The 21,659-nt window shown below is 71.7% G+C and carries 16 protein-coding genes and 1 riboswitch; of the genes, 8 read left to right on the top strand and 8 right to left on the bottom strand.

Going from position 1 to position 21,659, the window contains the following annotated elements; translation table 11 throughout:
* Positions 1–180 precede the first annotated feature (180 nt).
* From FHX52_RS23545 to FHX52_RS23530, 4 genes are all read left to right on the top strand, one after another.
* Positions 181–3,429: an NHL repeat-containing protein gene (locus tag FHX52_RS23545; RefSeq protein WP_221630692.1), complete on the top strand. Its 3,249-nt coding sequence runs from the start codon at positions 181–183 to the stop codon at positions 3,427–3,429.
* The gene (locus tag FHX52_RS23540) at positions 3,426–5,441 is read left to right on the top strand and encodes a pentapeptide repeat-containing protein (RefSeq protein ID WP_141824726.1); all 2,016 of its coding nucleotides are present in this window, start codon (positions 3,426–3,428) and stop codon (positions 5,439–5,441) included. The genes FHX52_RS23545 and FHX52_RS23540 overlap by 4 nt, the downstream gene beginning before the upstream one ends.
* A gap of 451 nt (positions 5,442–5,892) precedes the next feature.
* Complete coding sequence (locus tag FHX52_RS23535) at positions 5,893–8,073, top strand: ATP-binding SpoIIE family protein phosphatase (protein WP_141824725.1); 2,181 nt, start codon at positions 5,893–5,895, stop codon at positions 8,071–8,073.
* A complete protein-coding gene (locus FHX52_RS23530) occupies positions 8,070–8,432 on the top strand; it encodes an STAS domain-containing protein (RefSeq protein ID WP_185747445.1) in 363 nt (120 codons plus the stop codon). The genes FHX52_RS23535 and FHX52_RS23530 overlap by 4 nt, the downstream gene beginning before the upstream one ends.
* A gap of 31 nt (positions 8,433–8,463) precedes the next feature.
* Here the strand turns inward: FHX52_RS23530 and FHX52_RS23525 are convergent, their stop codons facing one another.
* Positions 8,464–11,181: a phage holin family protein gene (locus tag FHX52_RS23525; RefSeq protein ID WP_141824723.1), complete on the bottom strand. Its 2,718-nt coding sequence runs from the start codon at positions 11,179–11,181 to the stop codon at positions 8,464–8,466.
* 224 nt (positions 11,182–11,405) lie between these two features.
* Here FHX52_RS23525 and FHX52_RS23520 point away from each other — a divergent pair, with 224 nt between their 5' ends.
* Positions 11,406–12,098 (top strand): carboxymuconolactone decarboxylase family protein, encoded by a 693-nt coding sequence (locus tag FHX52_RS23520; RefSeq protein ID WP_246070360.1) that lies wholly within the window; start codon positions 11,406–11,408, stop codon positions 12,096–12,098.
* 51 nt (positions 12,099–12,149) lie between these two features.
* Here FHX52_RS23520 and FHX52_RS23515 read toward each other — a convergent pair whose 3' ends face one another.
* From FHX52_RS23515 to FHX52_RS23500, 4 genes are all read right to left on the bottom strand, one after another.
* A complete protein-coding gene (locus FHX52_RS23515; protein WP_141824722.1) occupies positions 12,150–12,830 on the bottom strand; it encodes a DsbA family oxidoreductase in 681 nt (226 codons plus the stop codon).
* A 220-nt stretch (positions 12,831–13,050) separates the two neighbouring features.
* On the bottom strand, positions 13,051–13,863 hold the full coding sequence (locus FHX52_RS23510; protein ID WP_141824721.1) for a C40 family peptidase: 813 nt from the start codon (positions 13,861–13,863) through the stop codon (positions 13,051–13,053).
* A gap of 2 nt (positions 13,864–13,865) precedes the next feature.
* A riboswitch (cyclic di-AMP (ydaO/yuaA leader) is annotated at positions 13,866–14,038 on the bottom strand.
* A gap of 168 nt (positions 14,039–14,206) precedes the next feature.
* Positions 14,207–14,902, bottom strand: a complete 696-nt coding sequence (locus tag FHX52_RS23505) for an iron-dependent transcriptional repressor DtxR (RefSeq protein WP_141824720.1) — start codon at positions 14,900–14,902, stop codon at positions 14,207–14,209.
* Positions 14,903–14,940: 38 nt separating this feature from the next.
* A complete protein-coding gene (locus FHX52_RS23500) occupies positions 14,941–16,158 on the bottom strand; it encodes an MFS transporter (RefSeq protein ID WP_141824719.1) in 1,218 nt (405 codons plus the stop codon).
* Between the two features lie 67 nt (positions 16,159–16,225).
* Here FHX52_RS23500 and FHX52_RS23495 point away from each other — a divergent pair, with 67 nt between their 5' ends.
* Positions 16,226–17,389 carry a hypothetical protein gene (locus FHX52_RS23495; protein ID WP_141824718.1) on the top strand — a complete coding sequence of 388 codons (1,164 nt, stop codon included), beginning with the start codon at positions 16,226–16,228 and terminating at the stop codon, positions 17,387–17,389.
* A gap of 153 nt (positions 17,390–17,542) precedes the next feature.
* On the opposite strand, the gene pdxH is transcribed toward FHX52_RS23495, so the two are convergent.
* Positions 17,543–18,253 carry a pyridoxamine 5'-phosphate oxidase gene (pdxH, locus tag FHX52_RS23490; RefSeq protein WP_141824717.1) on the bottom strand — a complete coding sequence of 237 codons (711 nt, stop codon included), beginning with the start codon at positions 18,251–18,253 and terminating at the stop codon, positions 17,543–17,545.
* A 122-nt stretch (positions 18,254–18,375) separates the two neighbouring features.
* On the opposite strand from pdxH, the gene FHX52_RS23485 reads away from it, so the two are divergent.
* The gene (locus FHX52_RS23485; protein ID WP_141824716.1) at positions 18,376–18,786 is read left to right on the top strand and encodes a hypothetical protein; all 411 of its coding nucleotides are present in this window, start codon (positions 18,376–18,378) and stop codon (positions 18,784–18,786) included.
* Positions 18,787–18,822: 36 nt separating this feature from the next.
* Here FHX52_RS23485 and FHX52_RS23480 read toward each other — a convergent pair whose 3' ends face one another.
* Positions 18,823–19,485: a pentapeptide repeat-containing protein gene (locus FHX52_RS23480; RefSeq protein WP_246070359.1), complete on the bottom strand. Its 663-nt coding sequence runs from the start codon at positions 19,483–19,485 to the stop codon at positions 18,823–18,825.
* A gap of 268 nt (positions 19,486–19,753) precedes the next feature.
* Between FHX52_RS23480 and serC the strand changes: the two genes are divergently transcribed.
* Positions 19,754–20,878 (top strand): phosphoserine transaminase, encoded by a 1,125-nt coding sequence (gene serC, locus FHX52_RS23475; RefSeq protein ID WP_185747460.1) that lies wholly within the window; start codon positions 19,754–19,756, stop codon positions 20,876–20,878.
* A 97-nt stretch (positions 20,879–20,975) separates the two neighbouring features.
* On the opposite strand, the gene FHX52_RS23470 is transcribed toward serC, so the two are convergent.
* On the bottom strand, positions 20,976–21,500 hold the full coding sequence (locus FHX52_RS23470) for a ferritin (RefSeq protein ID WP_141824715.1): 525 nt from the start codon (positions 21,498–21,500) through the stop codon (positions 20,976–20,978).
* Between the last annotated feature and the right edge of the window lie 159 nt (positions 21,501–21,659).

Below are 21,659 nucleotides of genomic sequence, written 5' to 3'. Positions count from 1 at the left end.
GTGCGCCTGGCCTCGACGTGGGCAGGCGAAGGCCGCACGGCGCCGCCGCGGAAGGGGACGAAGGGCGGCAAGGGTAAAGAAAGGACAAGTCGCCACGGGCTCGGAGAGACGGTGAGAGGCTGACGACGAGGGGCCGTGGGGCCACCGTCAGGGCGAGTCGCTTCGGGGAGAGGTCGCTTCATGTCCGAGTCAGCTGCGTCGACGGAGCCGCGCCCTGCGAACGAGCCCCAGGACGTCCACTTCGACCTCAGCTTCCTCGGGGACGAGCACCTCACCGCCGACTACACGCTGCGCTCAGCCGGACGCTCCTACCCGCTCGAACGGCATACGCCGGAGTCGTTGGCCGAGGCCGGGCTCGACAGGGCCGACGCGGCCGATGGGCGCGCCGGGGACGGGGCGGTCCCGCCGACCCACGTGGCCCGGGCGGTCCGTGCGGCACCCGCCGTCGTCGGACTGCATCGCGTGCTCGGGCCGCCTGACAAGAACGGCTTCCCGACCCTGGCGGCCATGGCCGTCTCCACTCCGGGCGACGGCGACCACTACACCCTCGACGACGTGGCGCGCGCCGTCGTCTTCCTCAACCCGAGCGTCTCCGTGCTCACCCCCAGCACGGCCGACACCGTGCTCGGCCACATCGGGACGGCCGCCAACCTGCTGGGGCTGCGGCTCGCCATCGACACCATGGGCACGCACTGGAACGACCCGGTGCCGATGGTCGACGACGCCGGCCAACCGGTGCGCGGACCCGACGGCAAGCAGTACTTCACCTACGAGCTGGCCCCCATGGTGGCGAACAGTGCGGTGCCCGTGAGCGGGCAGTCCAAGGCCGCGATCTACAGCGACGACACCCTGCAGGGCACGCGCTGGCACCTCGACCCCGGCGTGAGCCACGTCGACGTCAGTGAGCCGACCCGACAGGACGCTCTCGCAGCACGCGACGGGCGGGTCTCTCCCACAAGGGCGCTCGTCGCCGCGAATGCGTCCGGCTACCATGTGAGCCTCGCAGACGGCGGGCCCAACTACGGCCTCGCCGTCACCGTCAACGGCCTCAGCGACGACTTCGTCCTCGACCTCACGGTGACCAACAGCTACCTGCGGCACACCTCGCTCTTCGTCAGCTTCCTCCACGGCGACGGCAAGACCCCCATGGTCGTCGACGACAACATCTGGACCGAGCTCATCAAGGGGGCGATGAAGCCGATCGTCGAGGCCTGGCTGAGTCTCGGCATCGACCCGGGCTTCGGCCAGGAGCTGCTCGACCTCATCGAGAGCCGCGACAACACTTTGAAGTTCGCCGGTCTCCTCGGCGCCGAGAGCACCTTCCTCGGCATCCCCGTCTCGCAGGCGGAGAAGAACCTCACGTTCTCGCTGCCCCGCGACGGCGGCCCGGTCGGCAGGATCCGGCTCCTCGTCGGCAGCCTCGGCACGCCGTCGGGCAACGAGTGGGACCCCATGGCGGCCTGGCTCGGGATCGCGATGACATCGGTCATCGACCTCGCGATCCCGACCTACGCGCTCATCTCGACCGCCGGGGAGGAGAGCGACACCCTCTTCGACTCGATCTTCAAGAACGTGCCGTTCCTCGCCAGTCTGGCACTCGAGGTCTACACCATCGGCAAGGACATCTTCACCGGTGACGCCAACACCGGAGCCGACCTCAAGGACGCTCTCATCTCGCTCTCGAGCTCGCTCGTCACGAAGGTCCTCACGGCCTCCGACGTCGCCGCGCAGCTCGCCCTCTACTTCGGCGCCGAGGAGGCGGAGGAGGCGATCCCCTACGTCGGGTGGGCGCTCAAGGCCCTGGCGATGGAGGCCGCCGTCGAGCAGCTCGCGCAGACGATCGGCGAGGTCATCTCGTCACCCCGGGTGGTCGAGTTCGACCTGACGGTGACGATGAACGCCGTCATCACCCTGACCCCTGCGGACGTGAACGGCCACCCGGGCGAGTTCCCCTCCACCGCAACGACGGTCGCCATCACGGCGCAGTTCAGCGACAGCACGACTCGCACGTGGACCGGACCCGTCGACGTCACGAACCGGTCCTCCCTGACGATCCACTGGAACGACGTGCCCGTCGGCGGCACCGTCACCTTCGTCGTCGCGATGTTCTCCGCCGAGGGCTGGGGCGTCGGCAAGGGCCAGTCCGCGTCCATGGCCAACGAGATCAACGACACGAAGGCCGGCGTCCTGTCCGTCGGGGTCGCGGTGGCCCAGCAGCTCTACCCGCTGAGCTCCGAGACGACCTACGCCCACCACCAGGTGCTGACCTACACCGGCGGCGCCGGCTACGCCTGGCAGGAGAGCGCGCAGGCCCCGACCGAGACGGCCGAGAGCCTCGGCAGCGGGCCGAGCGGGCACGTGCTCGAGGCGCTGAACGCCATCACCCTGAGCGACGACCTCGGCATCCTCGGCTACGGCTGGGAGGCCTCGGGCCTCGGCATCCCGCCGGTCGATGCCGAGGGCACCGACACCGAGCTGGACACGGAGCTCGACACGATGCAGAACATCGGCTTCCGCCCCGTCTCCGGCGACGCCAGCTCGACGTGGCCGCAAGCCGGCTACATGACCGCTCCGGCCGGCTACTCCAAGGCGCCCCTGCTGCTCTACCTCCGGACCGCCAGCGAAGGGGGTCCGGAGCTCGCCGGGCCCGGCCTGTTCTTCCTCGACCCGTCGGGCGACGCCAAGGGCGGCTTCCACCTACGGCAGGTCACCGCCGTGACGAGCGCCGACGTGCCGATGGACGACCCGAGGCGTCGCTTCGACCTCGCCACGGGCACCAGCTGGGGCCGCTTCGCGAGCCTGCCGACCTCGCTCGCCATCCACACGAACGGCTACGTCGTGGGGGTCAACCCATCCGCCGACAACATGCAGATCCTCCGGCTGGCTCCCGCGGGCACCCCTGACGCACAAGCACCGTGGGCCTGTATGCCGCTGGGGCCGGGCACGGGTTCCGGGCGCCTGGGTGCCCCCGCCCTCACCTGCATCCGACCCGACCAGACGATCCTCGTCCTCGAGGCGGGCAACCGGCGCATCCAGGCGTTCAGCCGCGGCGGTCATCCGGTGCCGGCCTTCCCGACGACGCCGACCCCCTACTGGATCCCGCTCGTGTCGCACGCTCCGGAGGGCATCGACGTCGTCCACCTCTCGATGAGCTCCGACGTCGCCGGCTACCTCTACGTCCTCAGCCAGAACGGCAACGGCTACGACCCGTCGGACTTCCACCTCGACATCTACGCGCCGACAGGGACCCATCTGCTGCACCAGCAGGGACTCGTGGCAGGCGGACTGGCGGTCGATCTCTGGCGCAACGTCTACACCCTCAACTTCCAGCAGATCGCCGGGCCGGGCGGTCGCACCGAGCCCTCGCTCAGCGAGTACCTCCCCCACACCCCAGCAGCCCGACGGGGCTCGCAGAGCGAGGAACGATGACGATGAACGCGATCACCACGTGGCAGCTCGGCGTCGACGGCATCGGGTGGGTGCAGCTCGAGTCATCCGAGTTCCGTTATGCCGGAGGTCTCGTCGTCGCCGTCTTCGACGGGGGCAACGGCTGGACCGTCTTCGACCTCGGCAGCAGCCAGGTCGCCTTCGGTGCCGGCACCCAGGACCAGGACGGCAACAACTACGCGTACTACTGGAACTCCCACTATGCGACCACCGACAACCAGGGCAACGTCGGAGGCATGATGCTGTGGCTCGGAACCAGCCCGGAGTTCTCCTCCGACAGCATCGGTCCCGAGCAGACCTTCCGGATCTCCAACCTCGGCCAGGGCCGGGTCTCGCTCCAGGCGACTGCCGGCTCCTTTGCGGGGCAGTACCTCTCGGGCGTGCAGGGAGGCTGGTACCCGGAGCAGTGGGGACTCGGCACCGGCAGTTTCATCTCGTCGGCGAGTCCCGCCGCGATCCGCATCAGCGGCGACCTGCTGCCGCTGCTGCAGATCACGAACTCGGCCTACGACACCGACCTGTCGGGGCGCGACCTCGGCGCGATCACCCTTGCGAACGCGAACCTCCAGAAGAGCAACCTCTCCGGAGCCACCCTCGTCGGCGTCACCTCGATCTCGGGCGCAGACTTCACGAGCGCGTCGCTCCAAGGCGTCCACCTCGGCGCGCACGACCTCGCCACCGCCACCACCTGGGCGTCGGCGAACTTCACCGGCTCCGACCTCACCACCATCGCTGGAGCCGCATCGGCCCGCCTCGAGGGAGCCATCCTCGACAACGCCAACCTCACCGGTCGCAACCTGCGTGGCGCCTTCCTCCAGGGCGCGTCGCTCAAGGGTGCGGTGCTCACCGGCGCCGACCTCACGGGCGCCCATCTCGACGGGGCCGACCTCACGGGCGCCCACCTCGGCGGCACGATCCTGCACGGTGCCAGCCTTCAGGGCACCCACTTCGACGGCGTCGACCTCAGCACGACGCAGTTCGACGCCGCTCCCCAGTTCACCCGCTCGACGACGCTCCGCACGACCTTCTCCGGCGCGACCGTCCCCTTCCCCGTGCTCGGCGCCAACTGGGCGTTCCTCGACCTCACACTCGCCACGATCACGGGGATCCCCTCTGCCATCGGCACGCTCGTGGCCGACCACGCGCTGCTCCCCACGGGTCTGAGCCTCGAGAAGGTCGACCTCAGCGGAGCCTCCTTCGTGGGCACCCGGATGTACGAGATCCAGCTGCAGGGGGCGAACCTCCAGGGCGCCACCCTGACCAACGCCCTCCTCAAGGGGGCCAAGCTCAGCGGCGCCAACCTCACTCTCGCCAACCTCGACAGCGCCTACCTCATCGCCGAAGGGGCCGACGTCGCAGCCGCCCTTGCCGTGCACACGGGCGCCGGCGGCAGACTCCCCGTCCGCGAGGAGGCCCGCCCACCCGCACCGCTCGGCCAGGACAAGCTCGAGGCCGCTGTCGTCACCGACGCCTTCCTCGTCAACACCGTTCTCGACGGGGCGCACTGCGACGGCGTCGACTTCTCCGGATCCCTCTTCGTCACCTCGTCCGCCGTCAGTGGCAGCCAGTCGGCGAGCGCCGTCGGCGCCTCGATGAACTTCTCGAAGTTCGACGGCGCGAGCGTCGTGCTCGCGGTCTTCAACGGCGCCCAGCTGTCGGCGGCGTCGTTCGCCACGGCCGACCTCACCGGGGCGAGGTTCCTCGACAACGGGACGACCCCCACCCAGCTCACCCCGTCGAGCGACACGACCCACACCCCCGCGAGCGTCTACGACGCCCATCTCGAGGGCGCGGACTTCACCGGGGCGAACATGGACGGCCTCAACATGCGCGGCGCCACGGTCGCCACGGCGAAGGGCCAGTTCGAGAAGATCTACGACGGCTACGCCGGTGCGAGGGTCCCTGTCGCGTTCGCCTACGACCCGACCCGGCTCGGCACGACGACGGGCGGCACCACGTGCCCCGACGGCTCGAACGGACCGTGCACCCTCTAGCAGCGAAGCCCTGCCGCCGGCTCAGACGCACACCTCGAGGCCATGCCCACCTCGGAGACGGTATGCGTGCAGGCCCGTCGTGCGTGCCCGGCTCCCACGTGTGCCGCTGGCCCTGACAGGCACCGCCCCGGGAGTGCCGCTGCTCAGACGCGCACCTCGAGGCCATGCCCACCTCGGAGACGGTATGCGTGCAGGCCCGTCGTGCGTGCCAGGCTCCCACGTGTGCCGCTGGCCCTGACAGGCACCGTTGGCCCCCGGGAGTGCCGCTGCTCAGGCGCGCACTTCGAGGCCATGCCCACCTCGGAGACGGTGTGCTGGTGGTCTGGAGGTGTGGCGGCGTGAGCGCGGCACTGACAATCCGCAGATTTGGGGCCAGCAGGGGTCGCGGGTGCCTAGGCTTCGCCCATGGCCGTGCACCGGGACGACAGAGGCGACGGAGTCGTAGCGGGACATGACCGCGGAGCGTGACCCCGCCTCCCGGCATACCCCCTCGCTCGTGCCGCAGACCGCGGCAGCCCGCGCCACCGCCCTCGCGCTCGTCGCGCTGACGTACTACGCGAGCGCCCGCCTCGGCCTCGGGCTCTCGCTCGTCGACGCCAACGTCACGCCCCTCTGGCCACCGACCGGCGTCGCGGTCGCGGCGATGCTCGTCCTCGGCCGGCGCATGTGGCCCGCCGTCGCCCTCGCCGCCCTGGCCGTCAACGTGCCGATCAGCGAGACGGTGCTCGCAGCCGCCGTGACCGCGGTCGGCAACACCCTCGCGCCCTACCTCGCGGTCGTGCTGCTGGACCGGGTCGACTTCCGCCGAGACCTCGGCCGGCTGCGCGACGCCCTCGCGATCATCTTCGTCGGCGCGCTCGCGGCGATGCTCGTGAGCGCGACGGTCGGTGCGGCGACCCTCGCCGCCGCCGGCACCATCACGCTGCGCGAGCTGCCGACCGCGTGGACGGTGTGGTGGACCGGTGACGCGATGGGGGTGCTCGTCGTCGCACCCTTCCTGCTCAGCCTTCCCCTCTCTGTGGAGCTCGAGCCGTGGCCGCTGCGACGGTGGCTCGAGGCGGCGCTCTTCCTCCTCGCGACGACCGCGATCATCGGCTGGTCGGCGCAGAGCCGGCTGCCGCTCCTCTTCCTCGTGCTGCCCGTCGTCGGTTGGGCGGCGTGGCGGCTCCAGCTGCGCGGCGCCGCCCCTGCGGCCCTCACCGCGTCGCTCGTGGCGACGTGGGCCGCGGTTCGCGACCTCGGCCCCTTCGCCGGGTTCTCCGTGCTCGAGCAGATGGCCACGCTCCAGGCGTTCAACGTCTGTGTGGCTCTGGCCTCCTTCGTCTTTGCGGCTCTTGTCAGCGAAAGACGAGAGGAGGCAAGGGAACTGGCGGATGCAGCTGCCCAGCTCGAGGAGCGGGTCCAGCAGCGCACGCTCCAGCTCTCCACGGCCAACGCCCGGCTCGTGCAGGAGATGAGGGAGCGTTCGCAGGCGCAGGAGCAGCTGACCGCGGAGGAGGCTCGGTCGCGCCGCGAGCACGAGATCGCCGAGACTCTGCAGCGCAGCCTCCTGCCCGACCGCATCGCCGAGCTGCCGGGCGTCGACATCGCAGCGCGCTACGTGCCGGCGACGTCGGACGTGCAGGTCGGGGGCGACTGGTACGACGTCATCCCGCTGCCCGACGGCCTCGTCGGTCTCGCCATCGGCGACGTCGCCGGCCACGGCCTGCACGCAGCGGCGACCATGGTGCAGGTGCGCGTGGCGCTGCGGGCCTACGCCCTGCAGGACCCCGCCCCAGCCTCCGTGATGAGCGGGGTGCACCAGCTCGTCTCGCAGCTGAGGGTGCCCGAGATGGTGACCCTGCTCTACCTCGTCCACGACCCGTCGACGGGCAGTCTCCGCTTCAGCAACGCGGGGCACCCCCCGGCACTGGTCGTCCACGACGGCGAGAGCACCTACCTCACCGGCGGCCTCGCCCCGCCGCTCGGGGTGACGAGCGAGGCGATCTTCTCCGAGGCGACCTCCGACCTCGCCCCCGGCGCCACCCTCCTGCTCTACACCGATGGTCTCGTCGAGCGCCGAGGCGAGCCGATCACGCAGGGTCTCGCGCACCTCGCCGACGAGGTGGTCGACTCGGTCCGGAGCGCCCCCGAGCAGGACCTCGAGACCCTGTGCGACCACGTGCTCGGGGCGATGATCGACGCGCGCCAGGTCGCCGACGACGTGGCGCTCGTCGCCCTCCGCCCGACCGTGCGGGCCGACGGCAGCCTCGTCCTGCGTCTGCCGGCCGAGGCGCGGATGCTCGTGCAGGTGCGAGGCGCGGTGCGCCGGTGGCTGCGCGAGAGCGGCATCGCCGACGACGACGCCGCCGAGATCCTCGTCGCCTGCGGGGAGGCCTGTGCCAACGCCGTGCAGCACGCCTACAGCGACGCCACCGCACCTGGGCCGCTCGCCGTCGAGGCACACATCGTCGACGGCACCCTCGAGCTGCAGGTGCGCGACCAGGGCCGGTGGCGTGCTCCCGTCGACCGCGGCGGCGGCTGGGGGCTGCAGCTCATGCAGGGCCTCATGGACGACGTCGACGTCGAGCACGGCGCCACCGGCACCACCGTCCGCCTGCGCCGCGACGTCGCGATCGACGCACGGCCGTGAGCGAGCTCGCCCGCCTCGAGTCGCGCCGGGTCGGCGAGACCCAGCACGTCTCCGTCAGCGGCGAGGTCGACCTCTCCAACGCCAGAGCGCTGTTCGACGCCGTCGCCGCCGCCGTGCCCGACGACGCCGCGCGCGTCGTGCTCGACCTCACGTCGACGACCTACCTCGACAGCGCCGGCATCGCCGCAGTGTTCCGCCTCGCCGAGCGGCTGCGCATCCGTCGCCAGGACCTCCGGCTCGTCGTGCCGCCAGGCTCCCCCATCCGCCCCGTCCTGCGCCTCACGAACCTCGACCACGTCATCCCTGTCGACGACACCCCGCCGGGCGCGGTCTCACCTGACGCGCTCGGGCCCGCCTGACGGCATACGGCAGAAGGCTCCTGCCGCCCGCTCACCCCGGGGGTATGCCGTCCGGCTCGCTCGCGAGCTCCTCGACCACCGCGGCGGCGAGGTCGGTGCGGTGACCGAGACGCTCGAGCCAGCGGACGAGCTGCACGTGCACCTGGTCGGCGCCGCGGATGCGCCCGTCGGGCCCGACGAGGTCGGGGTCGATCGGCCACTCCTTGGGGTGCACGAGCAGCGGCCTGGTCTGCCAGCCACCGATGCCGCCGTGGCAGCCGACGAGCTCCTCGAAGGCCGCGACCTCGTCGAGCACCGGGTCGTAGAGGGAGTTGACGTAGATGTCGGGCGCGTCGTCGTAGCGCGCGACCCGGTCGAAGTCGCGGCGCGCATCGTCGTCGAAGTGCGCCAGCGGGTCGACGCCGCGCACGAGACCGGTGCCGAGGTCGGTGCTGCCGTCGGGGCCGATGGCCACCGGCCCGGTCGGGGCCATCACCACGATGAAGGCGATGCCCTCGTGCGAGGCGAGCGCCGTGAGCAGGCCCGGGTGGCGCTCCTCGATCTCCTCGACGAGGAGGCGCTCGGGCTCGCGTGCGAACCAGATGCCGCCGAGGTTGCCGGAGCCGACGACGACGAGATCGGGTGGCTCGGCGGGCTGCTCGGCGGGTGGCTCGGCGGGCCGCTCACCGGGCTTCGTCGCTGTCGCCGCGTGTGTCCCTCTGCCGGCGCCGCTGCCGGGCGTCACCTCGCTCAGACCGTCGACCGGGCCGTCGGAGCCCTTCGCGGACGGGCCGGTCGCGTTGCTGACGTCGCGGGCACCGAGGGCGCGCCGGGTGAGCCGTCCGGTGACGCTCTCCTGCCCGGCGAGCTGGCCGATGAGCACGTTGACGGGGCCGTAGGCCTCGACCTCCTGCGTGGCCGCCGCGACGGATGCGCTCCCGGAGAGGTGCTGGCGCACGAGCTCCTCGAGGGTGAGTCCGTAGCGCTGGCGGAACGTCGCGCCCTGGCTCTGCCCGTGGTCGGACACAAGGACGAAGTGGTAGGGCCGCGGAGTGACTCCCGCCTCGGCCACGGCGTGCAGCGAGCGCACGACGTCGTCGAGCCCGTAGAGCGAGGCGAGCGACTCGGGCCGGGAAACGCCTGCGTGGTGGGCGATCTCGTCGTAGTCGACGAAGTCGACGTAGATCGAACGCGATCCGCGCATCATGGCCTCGACGACGAGAGCGACGTTGAGGTCGCGCAGCAGGACGTTGGTCACGGCCCGCAGGGCGACGTAGGAGCCGCTGCGGTCGATGCGCGGCACGACGCCACGGCGCTCCTGCCGCCGGCTCTGGAAGACCTCCTTGACCATCTCGCCGAGCGTCATGACCACCGCGCGAGCGAGCCCGGCCGGGTGGGTGAAGAAGGCGGCATACGACGACGAGGGGCCGAGCCCCGTCGAGCGCTGGCGCAGCCCGCTCATCGTCAGGAGCGAGGTCGGCGCGTCGCCCGAGAAGAGGTTGGAGATGCTGACGCCGTCGTCGGCGAGCAGGCCCCTCCCGTCCGAGAGCCGCTCCTCGATGACCGCCGCATCGGCAGGCCGGTTGGCCACGAGCAGGCGTCCGGCCTCGCGGTCCCACCAGCGGAAGGCCGGGATGCCGTGGTTGTTTCCGTGCAGCAGGCCCGCCTGGCTCACCGGCGTGGTCGAGGGCACGCGAGCGCGCCACTCGGTCCACGTGTGGCTCCCCGAGCGCACCCAGCTGCTGATCGTCGGCAGGTTGCCGGCGCGGATCTCGTTCTCCAGCAAGGGGGCCGGCACCCCGTCGAGCTGAATGAAGACGACTCCGGGTATGCCGTCCGCTACCTCGGGCGCGCCGCCCGAGTCACCGCGCCGCCCGCGACGGCGCCCCGCGCTGCTCATGCGCACGGCGTGGACCGTGAGGTAGTCCTGGCTGTTGATCGAGAAGAGCCACGTCAGGGCGGCCATCGCGAAGCCGTAGATCCACGACGCGACGAGGACCGACAGGAAGCCGTCGACCTCGATGCCGGGAGTGAGGTAGAAGGCGAGGCCGATGACGGCGGCATTGGCGAAGAGGGCGAGCAGCACGGCGCCCGCCCAGCCGAAGAGCCCCGCGATGCGCACGAAGACCGGGCGGAGCAGCCAGCCGGCGACGACGATCGCGAGGACGACGAGCACGAGGGAGATCGAGTTCGTCACCGTCACGCCCGGCGTGATAACGATCGTCAGCGCGATGACCGTGAGGCGCGCGATGAAGTCGAACACGCGCGCACCAGAGCCGCGGGAGGGCTCGGTGAAGGGGTTGCCGGTCGCGCGCCCCACCGCGCCCTCGTGGCCGCGCTCGAACCAGGCGGTGGCCGCACGGTTCCACAGGAGGAAGAGGATGAGGGTCGACAGTGCGAGGCTGAGCAGGCCCTGCAGGGCCTGACCGTCGAACTGGGCGAGGAGCGCCCAGCTGTACGCCTGCCGCGCGGCGATGACAAGCGTGACGACGAGCCGGGCGCCGTTGTGGCCTCGGGCCACGAGGACGGCGAGCACCACCTGGGCGATGGCGATCGCCACGAAGATCCACCCGAGCACCTCGTACGTCGCCTGCGCGTTGGCGTCCGCTGGCACGGCGGCCGTGTCGATGACACGGCCGAGGCCGACGACGCGACCCTCGATGAGGCCGTAGGCGACGAGGGTGTCGAGCAACGCGGTGAGCACGAGGACGACAGCGACGAGGGTCACGCTGAGCGGCCGCTTGACCGGGCCCTTCGATCCGCTGCTCATGACGTCTTCTCCTCCAGCAGGGGTCCGGGCGACGCAGGGCAGCCCGCTGGCACTGATGCTAGCGGCGCGCCCTCGGCCCGGCAGGAGCCTGAGGAAGGTCGGCGCTGAATCACCCGTGTCAGGTGAGAGGACCTCGTCAGGAACGCGGCCTACACTCCCAACGAGGCCGAGGGGCCACCGTTTCCGTGGCGCCGGCTGACGAGCAGGCAGCGCAGGTGATCGACATGGACAGCAACAGCAGAGGCCTCAGCGGCCCCGGCCCCGCCGAGGGCCCGACCTCGCCTGAGACGACGGCTCCCCCGCCGGTGTCGGTGCCGACGAGCTTCCTCGACGTGCCGCAGGTCGACGACGACGTGCAGCGTCTCTACGCCCACGACCTCGCCGACCACGGCTTCGTCATGAACCTCACCCGGGTGTGGGCGCACGTGCCGCAGGCCCACGACGCGCTCTTCGGCCTGCTCGCCGAGATGGTCAAGGTGGCGGGGCTGACCTTCCGCCAGCGCGGCATCCTCGTTTCCGGGGCTGCTCGCAGCCTGGGCGACGCCTACTGCTCGCTCGCCTGGGGAGCCCGCCTCGCCGGAGCCGCAGGCGATGATGTGGCGGGCGCGGTCCTCGCCGCCGACGATGCGGAGCTGGACGATGCAGACCGGGCGCTCGCGCAGTGGGCACGCGCTGTCGCCACCGACCCCAACGGGACCACCGCCGCGGACCTCGAGCCGCTGCGGCGGGCCGGCTTCGACGACCGGCAGATCTTCGCGCTCACGACCTTCGTCGCGCTGCGGCTCGCGTTCTCGACCGTCAACGACGCGCTCGGTGCGCAGCCCGACCGCCAGCTCGTCGACGACGCCCCGGCCGTCGTGCGCGAGGGCGTCTCGTGGGGACGGGCGCCGGCCGAGGACCGCTCCGCCACCTCCTGAGCGACGCGCTCTGCCGGGGCTCGGCCCTCCGCACCAGCCCGTCAGCGGGACTCAGGCGACCGCGACGCCTCGGAGGAGGGCGAGGTAGTCGGCCGTGGGGTGCACGCCGGTCAGGGCGGCATACTCGTTGGCGAGGATGAAGGGCGTCGCCGTCACGCCCATGCCGCGAGCCCGCGCCTCGTCGTCGCGCACGCGGTCGGCGTAGCTGTCGGAGGCGAGCACGGCGCCGACGCGCCTCTCGTCCATGCCGCACTCGGCCGAGAGCCGCTGCAGCACCTCGAGGTCATCGAGCGCGAGCCCCTCGCGGAAGTGCGCCGACAGGAAGCGCTCGACCGCAGCCGACTGCAGGGCGGGGCCACCCATCTCGTGGGCGAGGGCGCACAGGCGGTGCGCGTCGAAGGTGTTGGCCCGCACGGCGGCGTCGAGGTCGAAGACGAGGTCGTCGGCCTGCGCCTCCTCGCTCGCCCGCGCCGTCATGAGGCGGCCACCCTCGAGGGCTCCGCCGTACTTCTCGCCGAGGTGCTGGGCCACCGGGACTGAGCCACCGATGGGCACGCCGGGGTCGAGCTGGAACGCGTGCAGGTGCAGGGTCACGTCGTGCGGGCGCTCGAAGGCGGCGATGGCGTGCTCCACCCGGTGCTTGGCGATCCACGACCACGGACACACGAGGTCGACCCACAGGTCGAGGTCGATGCGCGTCGTCGAGTCGGCGGCGGGCTGGTTCGTCGTCATCCCCTCAGTCAACCACTCTCCGGGGACGGCCCCGAGCGCCCCGAAACCTGTGTGTGCAGGGCGGACGAGAAGAGCCCCCGAGCGGGCGCTCGGGGGCTCTTCTCAGTGGTTCTTCGTCAGCAGTTCTTCTCAGCGGCTGTTCACCGTGGCAGATCACAGCGACCGTGCTGCGGACGAGAGGTCCGTGGGTGCGCCCCGTGGGACGCGGTGGTGCGGCGGCTCAGAAGCGGCCGTAGCCCGACGGGGTCGTCCAGATGGAGTGGTAGCCGATCGTCGTGCCGGGGCGCTGCGCGTCGATCATCGTGCCCGGGCTCACGTAGATGCCCACGTGGTAGACGGGGTAGCCGAAGAAGACGAGGTCGCCGGGGCGGGGGCTCGAGACGGGGGTGGCGGCGGCCTTCTGGGCCGAGGCCGTGCGCGGGATGCTGATGCCGGCCTGGCGGTAGACGTAGGACGTGAGGCCGGAGCAGTCGAAGCCGCTCGGCGTCGTGCCGCCGTAGACGTAGGGCACACCGAACATCGACTTCGCGATGCCGACGATGCCTGAGGCGCTGGGGGCCGGGTCCGGCAGGGCGGTCCGGGTGGTGCTGCGCGACGCGGACGTGCTCGTGCGGTTCGCGGCAGCCTGACGGGCGGCGGCGCGATCCTCGGCAGCCTTGGCCTTGGCCTCCTTGCGCTGCGTCTCGACCTGGACGTCCTTGATGACGAGCGGCTTGACCGTGGTCGTCTTGGACGCCGGCTTCGCGACGAAGCCGATCGAGGACAGGGCCGAGGGGGCCTGGACGGAGCCGGCCTGCGGACCGACCACGGCGGGAGCCGTCGTGGTGGTGGCGGCGTCGGCAGCCACGGCGGGGCCAGAGCCCTCGGCCGCGTTGGCGGTGCCGGCGAACGACGCGACGAGGCCGCCAGAGGCAGCGACGATGGCGGCGCCCTTGACGGCCGGCTGAGCGGATTCCTTCGCAATGGTCTTCAGCTCTGACATCGCGCTGAAGCGACCGGGGGCGCGGTGGCGCCCGGGAACGTTCTGAGCCACGTTTGACCTCTCGACGCCTACGAGGTGAGCTGTCGGGTTCGGGCTGGAGGAAAGATAGCCCGGCCTTCGCTCGGACCTTGCGGTCCACGGAGGGCTTCACCCCGAGAACGTCTCTCGACGCTCGGAAAGAGTGGTTCCCCCGCTCCTGCCATGCGGGTTCGTGCCGAGCCCAGAGGCGGTGGCAGGACTAGGCGGTCCGACCCGGGGCACTCACTCGACGGGGAGAGCGAGTGCGCCAACCGTACCCAACTCGGTGGGGGTTGTCACGTCGGCGTCCACATCAATCTCGGCACTCTTTTGCCCCGGTTCGGTCCGAGCACGTAACAGGACGAAACCGGACCGATCAGGCGCCCTGGCAGAAGACGTGCTGGGCGATGTCGGCGGGCAGCGACACGCCGGTCTCACGCTCGCCGCCCTCGCGCACGGCGACGACCCGGCCGCCCTGCCGCACGACCTCGACCCGCGCACCCGGCACGACTCCGGCGCTCGTCAGCAGCGAGAGCGCTTCGGGGTCGACCTGCACGGGCTCGCCGATGCGCCGGATCGTCACGACCCGGGGCACCTCGTCGACCGACTCGGTGAGGGTGGTGAGGCCGGTGAGGAAGTCGCCGCCGCCGTCGACCCCGAGCTCGTGCAGGCCCGGGATCGGGTTGCCGTAGGGCGACTCGAGGCCGTCGCCGATGAGGCCGAGGATCTTGCGCTCGACCTTCTCGGACATGACGTGCTCCCAGCGGCACGCCTCGTCGTGGGCGTACTCCCACTCGAGGCCGATGACGTCGACGAGCAGCCGCTCGGCGAGGCGGTGCTTGCGCATGACGCGGGTGGCGAGCAGCCGTCCCTGGCCGGACAGCTCGAGGTGACGGTCGCCCGAGACGGCGACGAGACCGTCGCGCTCCATGCGCGCCACGGTCTGCGACACGGTCGGACCGGAGTGGCCGAGGCGCTCGGCGATGCGGGCCCGCAGGGGGACGATGCCCTCCTCCTCGAGCTCGTAGATCGTGCGCAGGTACATCTCGGTGGTGTCGATCAGGTCCGTCACGGTCCTACCTTCTCAGAATCACGCAGCGTCATCCGCCCTCACGTCCGGCGGACGGTGGGGTCGTGGCGGGGCACCCACACGCGCAGCCAGCCGGCGCCCACGAGGGCCCCGGCTCCCAGCACGACCGACGAGGCGCCCAGCGACATGATGGCGGTCAGGGCTGACAACGCCAGCGGGCCCGCAGCCCTTCCCACGTCGGCGCACAGGCGCCAGCCGCCGAGGAACTGCGCCCGCCCCTCGTCGGGTGACGCGTCGGCCCCGAGCGTCATGATGAGCCCGGCGCCGAGGCCGTTGCCGAGTCCCAGCACGGTGGCCGCCGCGGTGACCGCCACGAGGGTCGTGGCGAGGGGCAGCAGCATCATCCCGACCCCGAGCACCACCATGCTCGGCACGGCGGCGGCGACCCGGCCGAAGCGGTCCATGAGCCACCCCGAGGGATAGAAGAGCGCCATGTCGAGCGCGCCGGCGACGCCGAAGACGAGGGAGGTCTGGGCCGGTGAGAAGCCCACCGACTCGGCCCAGAGCGGCACGAGGGCCTCCCGGATCGCTCGGGCCCCCGCGACGCTCATCGCACCGGTGCCGAGGGTCAGCAGGACGAAGCGGTGCCGCATCAGCACCGAGGCGACCGACAGCGGCGCCGCTCCCGTCGCCACGCGGTGCGTCGCCGCGGTGATGTCCGGGGCGAGCAGCACGAGCACGAAGGCGCAGACGCTCGCGACGCCGCCGACGAGGTAGGCCGACTCGATCCCCCACCGCGCCACGACGAGCGCGCCGATGAAGGGCCCGACGAAGTAGCCGATGCGGTGCACCCCGCCGAGGGTCGAGAGCGCACGGGCGCGCATCGCCACCGGGACCGCCTCGGTGAGGTAGGCCTGCCGGGCGAGACCGAAGAGCGACCCGGCCAGGCCGATGACAAAGACGCCGACGAAGAGCACCGCCAGCGTGCCCGCGAGCGCCGCCACGAGCATCCCCACCGCCTCGATGACGGCGGCGACGAGCAGCGCCCGGCGCTCGCCGATACGTGCTGCGAGCGCCCCGGACGGCAGGTCACCGACCAGCTGCCCCACGCCGACCGCCGCGACGAGCAGCGCCGCCACCCCGACCGAGGCCCCGAGGTCGCGAGCCGAGACCGCGATGATGGGCGAGACGGCGCCCGCGCCGGTCGAGCCGAGCAGCGTGGGTCCATAGGCTGAGACGGCGACCGCGCGCAGCCAGCCGCCCGGGTCCTCGCCACGCGTCTGGTCCGTATCGGTCACGCCACGAGACCCTAACGATTGGGCATCTCCGGTGGCCGCCCCCGTCGGCCGACGAAACGATGATGACGTGGCCGGGATCCCCTGGACGGGCCCCCTGAGGGCGGGTGAGGTGGCGTCGGTCCCGACGTCCGCCGGTCCCGTCGTGCCCGAGATGGGTACCCCGTCGCCCGACGACTCACCGTCCGCGCGGCCCCCGATGCCGTATGCCGTCTCGCCCGTCCGCGGGCACCGCCCGGGCCTCATGGGGGTGGCCGTCGGCGTGTCGGTGGTCTCGCTCGCCCTGTCGGTCCTGGCGCCGATGGCGACCATCGTGCTCGGCCTCGTCTTCTTCGGGGTCCTCTCGGCGACCCTCTCGTCGCGCTACCTCCTCGGCCGCTTCGCCGCCCTGCTCGACCCGGCGTTCACGCGGGTGCTCGTCGTGCTCGTCACCGGAGTCGCGCTGAGCGGTCTGCTCGCCCGCATCGTGGGCCGCCCGGCCGAGCTCGTCGCGATCACCCTGGGCTACGGCGTGCTCGCCGCGGGCGTCTGGCGCTGGCCCGGGACGACGCGGCGGGTCGTGGCCTGGGCCGTGCTCGCGGCCGCGCTGGCGCTGTCACTCGGCTTCCCGGCATACCACCTCGTCGTGCTCGGGCACCTGCTCGCGCTGACGCCGCTCGGCTTCCTCTGGGAGTGGTCGCGCGGCATGCCCGAGGCGCGGGGGCGGCGCCGCTTCCGGGGGGCGCTGCTGATCGGCTACCTCGGCGTGCCGGCGCTGCTGCTCAGCGGCGCGCTCGACCGGTGGCTGTCGATGAGCCCGGGGCAGGTGCGCAGCGTCGTCGGCGACGGCGGCGCCATCCTCCACCTCACGACCCTCCCGGGCACCGCGGGCACCCCGCTCGTCGCGCGCCTGCTCGCCGTGTCGGCCTTCCTCGGCACGCTGGGGTATGCCGCGTGGATCGTCTTCTTCCCCCGCGTGGCTCCCGAGGCGACCCAGGCCGTCGAGGAGCGGCTGCCGTGGGCGACCGCGCCGCGCGTGTGGGCGGGCGCCTTCACGGCGGGAGCCGGCCTCGCGGTCGTCTTCACCCTGAACTTCGCTCGGGCCGCCGCCGTGCTGGGAGCCATCAGCGCCTACCCCGTGCTGTTCGGCGCCGCCCTGCTCGTCGTGCTGGCGGGGTCCGGCAGACGGGAAAAGGTCTTGCCCGGGGGTCCGGAGTCGACGTACGGTGCTCGAACCGAACCCGAAGGGAGGTGATCCGAGAAGTGATTTCTTCCGGAACGTGTGAGGTGGCCGCGCGCTAGTCGCGTCCCCACCAGCACCCCAGGATGAAGCAGGGCAGTCCGACCGGTCGGGCTGCCCTGTTCCTGTGTCCGGGTGGGTGGTTGGGAGTGGCGTGCCGAGCCGGTGTCAGGGCTGGCGGCGCGACATCGTCCACGCGGAGGCCTCGGCGAGGTTGCCCGAGCCGGTGCGGGTGAAGACAATGCGGTCGTGCAGGCGGTTGCGCCGGCCGGCCCAGAACTCCACCTCGTCGCACTCGATGCGCCACCCGCCCCAGAAGTCGGGCACGGGCACCTCCTCGTCGCGGTCCTCGGGGAAGCGTGCGAGCGCCTCGGCCCACTTGGCCTCGAGGGCCGCGCGGTCGGGTGCGGGACGCGACTGGTCCGAGGCCCAGGCGGACAGGCGCGAGCCGTAGGGCCGTGAGTCGAAGTAGGACTCGACCTCGTCGCGCCCGATGAGCTGCGCCGTGCCGCGGAAGCGGATCGCGCGATAGAGCGAGGGCCACGTGAGCGCGGCGGCGATGCGCGGGTCGGCCGAGATCTCGACGCCCTTGGCCGACTCGAGGTTGGTCACGAAGCCGGGCCCGCGCTCGTCGAAGAAGCGCATGAGGACGGTGCGCACGTTGGGCGCGCCGTGGGCGTCGACGGTGGCCACCGAGAGGGCCGTCGGCTCGGGCACGTCGGCGCGCTCGTGCGAGGCGGCCACTGCGGCATCGAGCCAGGCTCGGGCCTGGGCGTAGGGCGAGTCGGCCACCTCCGACTCGACGAGGCCTTCGCCGGCGTAGTCGACGCGGCGCACGGCAGACAGTCCGGTGCTGCCCTCGGAGGGCGAGTTGTCCATGCGCTCAGACTAGGGTTGGTCGTGAGCAGGCTCGCGCCGGCGTCAGGCAGTGGCGCGTGGCCGGCGAGCGAGGTGCCGGGGCCTCACGACGAGGCGCCCGGCGCGAGGTGAGGAGTCGGACGATGGCAGGCAAGGGCAAGGTCGCGATCGCGGTCACGGCGGTGAAGCTCGGGGTGAAGTACGGCCCGCAGGTCTGGGTCGCCACCCAGGTGGTGCGCGAGCCGGTCAAGGAGGCCATGGGCAAGGCGATGGCGTCGGAGAAGGCGCGACGCGGCGCCCTGGCCCACGCGAAGTCGCTCGCCGACGGCAGCATCCTCAAGGTCTACAAGGGCGACGCGTCGCACTGGGTCGTCTTCAGCGCCGACGAGCCGATCACCGTCTATCCGCCCACCGACATGCCGCTCAGCACGCTCCTCGAGCGGGCCGACCTCACCAAGCGGATCCGCGCCGACGAGAAGGTCAAGCCGACCGACCGCGCCAAGGACGCCGCCACCGCGGCCCTGCGCCGCGGCAAGCCCAACCAGGTCAACTGAGCCCTCCACACCCACTCGGGTGGCCGCGTCTCCGCGTCAGTCGGCGATGAGGATGCCGAGCTCGGCGGCGAGGGCGTCGGCGAGGTCGATGACCTGGGCCCGGCTCAGCGTCGCCCCACGCAGCGCGGCCAGGCCACGCGGTGACCGCAGCGTTGCGCCGGAGAGGTCGAGGCCAGCATACGTGCCTCGGCCGAAGGTCGGCCCGACGAGCGTGCACCCCTCGAAGGTGAGCCCGTCGACGCGAGCCTCGGCGAGGTCGAGCTCGGTGACGACGCAGTCGACGAACGCGACGTCCTTGAGCCGGGCTCCCCTGAGGTTGAGCAGGTCGACCTTGCCGCCGCGGACCGTGACGTCGCGCCACGTGCTCCCCCAGGCCGAGACGGCGGCGAGCCGGCAGCCGTCGAGCACCATGTCGGCAAGGCTGGCCTCGACGAGCGAGACGCCGACACCCTGCACGCGCTCCCACGCACACTCCGACCAGCGCGAGCCCTCGAGGTGCACGTCGGCCAGGCTCGCCCCGCGCAGCGTGCACTCGAGGAAGGTGTGACTCTCGGCGTGCGCCGCCGAGAAGTCCGTGCCCTCGAAGCGCACGCCGTCGTGGTGCGTGTCGTGATGCGTCATGGAGCGGGCGGCGAAGACCGGGTCGGGGTGGAGCGTCTGGTCGGCATCGAACGGCATACGGGCGAGTCTGGCAGCCACGACGGACACCGCACCAACCCCCGGTTCGAGGTGATCCTGCGCGCCGGGTGGGGCGCCGAATCACCTCGAATCGGGCCGACGGAGCCGGCCACCCAGCGTGGGGACAGAGAGCTGTGGGCGTCCACACATCGAGCAGCGGTGTCCACGGAGTGGGCACGTGGGGTTCAATGGCAGCGGTGACAACGGCGTCATCCGCCATCAACACGTCCGCCACATGCTCGTAACGTGGCCGCATTCCCAAGGTGAATCCGTGACCGAAGCACCAGCCGTGACCCAGCCCATCACCATCCCGGCCGAGCTCCTGCCCGGCGACGGACGGTTCGGCTCCGGACCCTCCAAGGTCCGTCCCGAGCAGCTCGACTACCTCAGCTCCCTCGGACGCACGGTGCTCGGGACCTCGCACCGCCAGGCGCCCGTCAAGAACCTCGTCGGCGAGGTCCGCGCAGGACTTGCCGACCTCTTCTCGCTGCCCGAGGGCTACGAGATCATCCTCGGCAACGGCGGCTCGACCGCGTTCTGGGACATCGCGGCGTTCGGCCTCGTGCGCGAGCGCTCGCAGCACCTCGCCTTCGGCGAGTTCTCAAGCAAGTTCGGCAACGTCACCAAGGCTGCCCCCTTCCTCGGCGACCCGACCATCGTCAAGGCCGACCCCGGCACCCTCGCTACCCCCTACGCCGAGGCCGGTGTCGACGTCTACGCGTGGCCGCACAACGAGACCTCGACCGGCGTCATGGCCCCGGTCACCCGGGTCGAGGGCGCCGACGACGACGCGCTCGTGCTCATCGACGCCACCTCGGGCGCCGGCGGTCTGCCCGTCGACATCACCCAGACCGACGTCTACTACTTCGCCCCGCAGAAGTGCTTCGCCTCCGACGGTGGTCTCTGGCTCGCCGCCTTCTCCCCCGCGGCGCTCGCCCGGGTCGAGGAGATCGCCGGAGCCGGCCGCTGGGTACCCGACTTCTTCAGCCTGCCGACCGCGATCGACAACTCGCTGAAGAACCAGACCTACAACACCCCGTCGGTAAGCACGCTGGCGCTGCTCAACAGCCAGCTCCAGTGGATCCTCGGCAACGGCGGTCTCGACTGGGCCACCTCGCGCACCAAGGACTCCTCGAGCCGCCTCTACACGTGGGCCGAGCAGACGAGCTGGACGACGCCCTACGTCGCCGACCCGGCCGCCCGCTCGCAGGTCGTCGGCACCATCGACCTCGACGACTCGATCGACGCCGCCGCGGTCGCCAAGACCCTGCGCGCCAACGGCGTGGTCGACGTCGAGCCCTACCGCAAGCTCGGCCGCAACCAGCTGCGCGTCGCGATGTTCCCGGCCGTCGAGCCCGACGACGTCACGAAGCTGACCCAGGCCATCGACCACGTGGTCGCAGCGCTGGGCTGAGCCACGCGGCATACCGCCTCCGAACGCCCGAGAGGGCCAGCTCCCGTATGCCGGGTGCTGGCCCTCTCGTCGTGCGTGCCCGTGCGGCGTGGTGCCGTCAGGCGCCCGCGATGGGCGGGGCCGAGGCATCGGTGGCCTCGGCGCGCGACTCGCGAAGGACGTACTCCTCGATGTTCTCGATGTCGTCTCGGTTGCGCTCGACGACGGTCAGCAGGTCGCTCATCGAGCTGATCTCCTCGACCTGCTCCTTGATGAACCACTGCATGAACTGGTCGGAGGCGAAGTCGTGCTCCTCGCGGGCGACGGCGGTCAGCGCGTTGATCTGGTCGCTGACGCGCCGCTCCTGCTCGAGGGCGAGGCGGACCGGCTCGACGACGTCGGCGAAGTCGTTGATCGGGGCCGGGGCGCCGGGGATGGCGACCTTGGAGTCGGTGTCGAGGAGGTACTGCACCATCATCATGGCGTGGTCGCGCTCCTCGAGCGCCTGCCGGTAGAAGAGCGAGGCCATCTGCGGCATGGTCAGGTCGTCATAGTGGACGGCGATGGCGACGTACTGGTGGTGGGCGGCGTACTCGTGGCCGATCTGCTCGTTGAGCAGGTCGACGAACCTCTGGGCGGCCATGGTCGTGGCTCCTCCGCGCTGGTCGGGGCGGCGTGTGCTGCTGTGCGCGGCCCATCCTAGGTCGGCGACGTCGCGGGCGACCGCACCGTTCAGCGCTGGACGACAGCCGCGACGACGGCGATGAGGACGAGCAGGGCGAGCGCGGCCACCGTCACCCGG

Source organism: Humibacillus xanthopallidus, assembly GCF_006717145.1.
GTDB classification, from domain to species: domain Bacteria; phylum Actinomycetota; class Actinomycetes; order Actinomycetales; family Dermatophilaceae; genus Humibacillus; species Humibacillus xanthopallidus.
The sequence above is the reverse complement of the archived record's forward strand: the minus strand, read 5'-3'. Positions and strand labels throughout refer to the sequence as shown.

Excerpts from the sequence above, each read along its gene's own strand:
- FHX52_RS23525 (WP_141824723.1), bottom strand. The coding sequence starts at position 11,181 with ATGAGCAGCGGATCGAAGGGCCCGGTCAAGCGGCCGCTCAGCGTGACC.
- FHX52_RS23515 (WP_141824722.1), bottom strand. The coding sequence starts at position 12,830 with ATGACGACGAACCAGCCCGCCGCCGACTCGACGACGCGCATCGACCTC.
- FHX52_RS23470 (WP_141824715.1), bottom strand. The coding sequence starts at position 21,500 with ATGGCCGCCCAGAGGTTCGTCGACCTGCTCAACGAGCAGATCGGCCAC.
- FHX52_RS23485 (WP_141824716.1), top strand. The coding sequence starts at position 18,376 with ATGGCAGGCAAGGGCAAGGTCGCGATCGCGGTCACGGCGGTGAAGCTC.
- FHX52_RS23535 (WP_141824725.1), top strand. The coding sequence starts at position 5,893 with ATGACCGCGGAGCGTGACCCCGCCTCCCGGCATACCCCCTCGCTCGTG.
- FHX52_RS23545 (WP_221630692.1), top strand. The coding sequence starts at position 181 with ATGTCCGAGTCAGCTGCGTCGACGGAGCCGCGCCCTGCGAACGAGCCC.
- FHX52_RS23540 (WP_141824726.1), top strand. The coding sequence starts at position 3,426 with ATGACGATGAACGCGATCACCACGTGGCAGCTCGGCGTCGACGGCATC.
- pdxH (WP_141824717.1), bottom strand. The coding sequence starts at position 18,253 with ATGGACAACTCGCCCTCCGAGGGCAGCACCGGACTGTCTGCCGTGCGC.
- FHX52_RS23520 (WP_246070360.1), top strand. The coding sequence starts at position 11,406 with ATGGACAGCAACAGCAGAGGCCTCAGCGGCCCCGGCCCCGCCGAGGGC.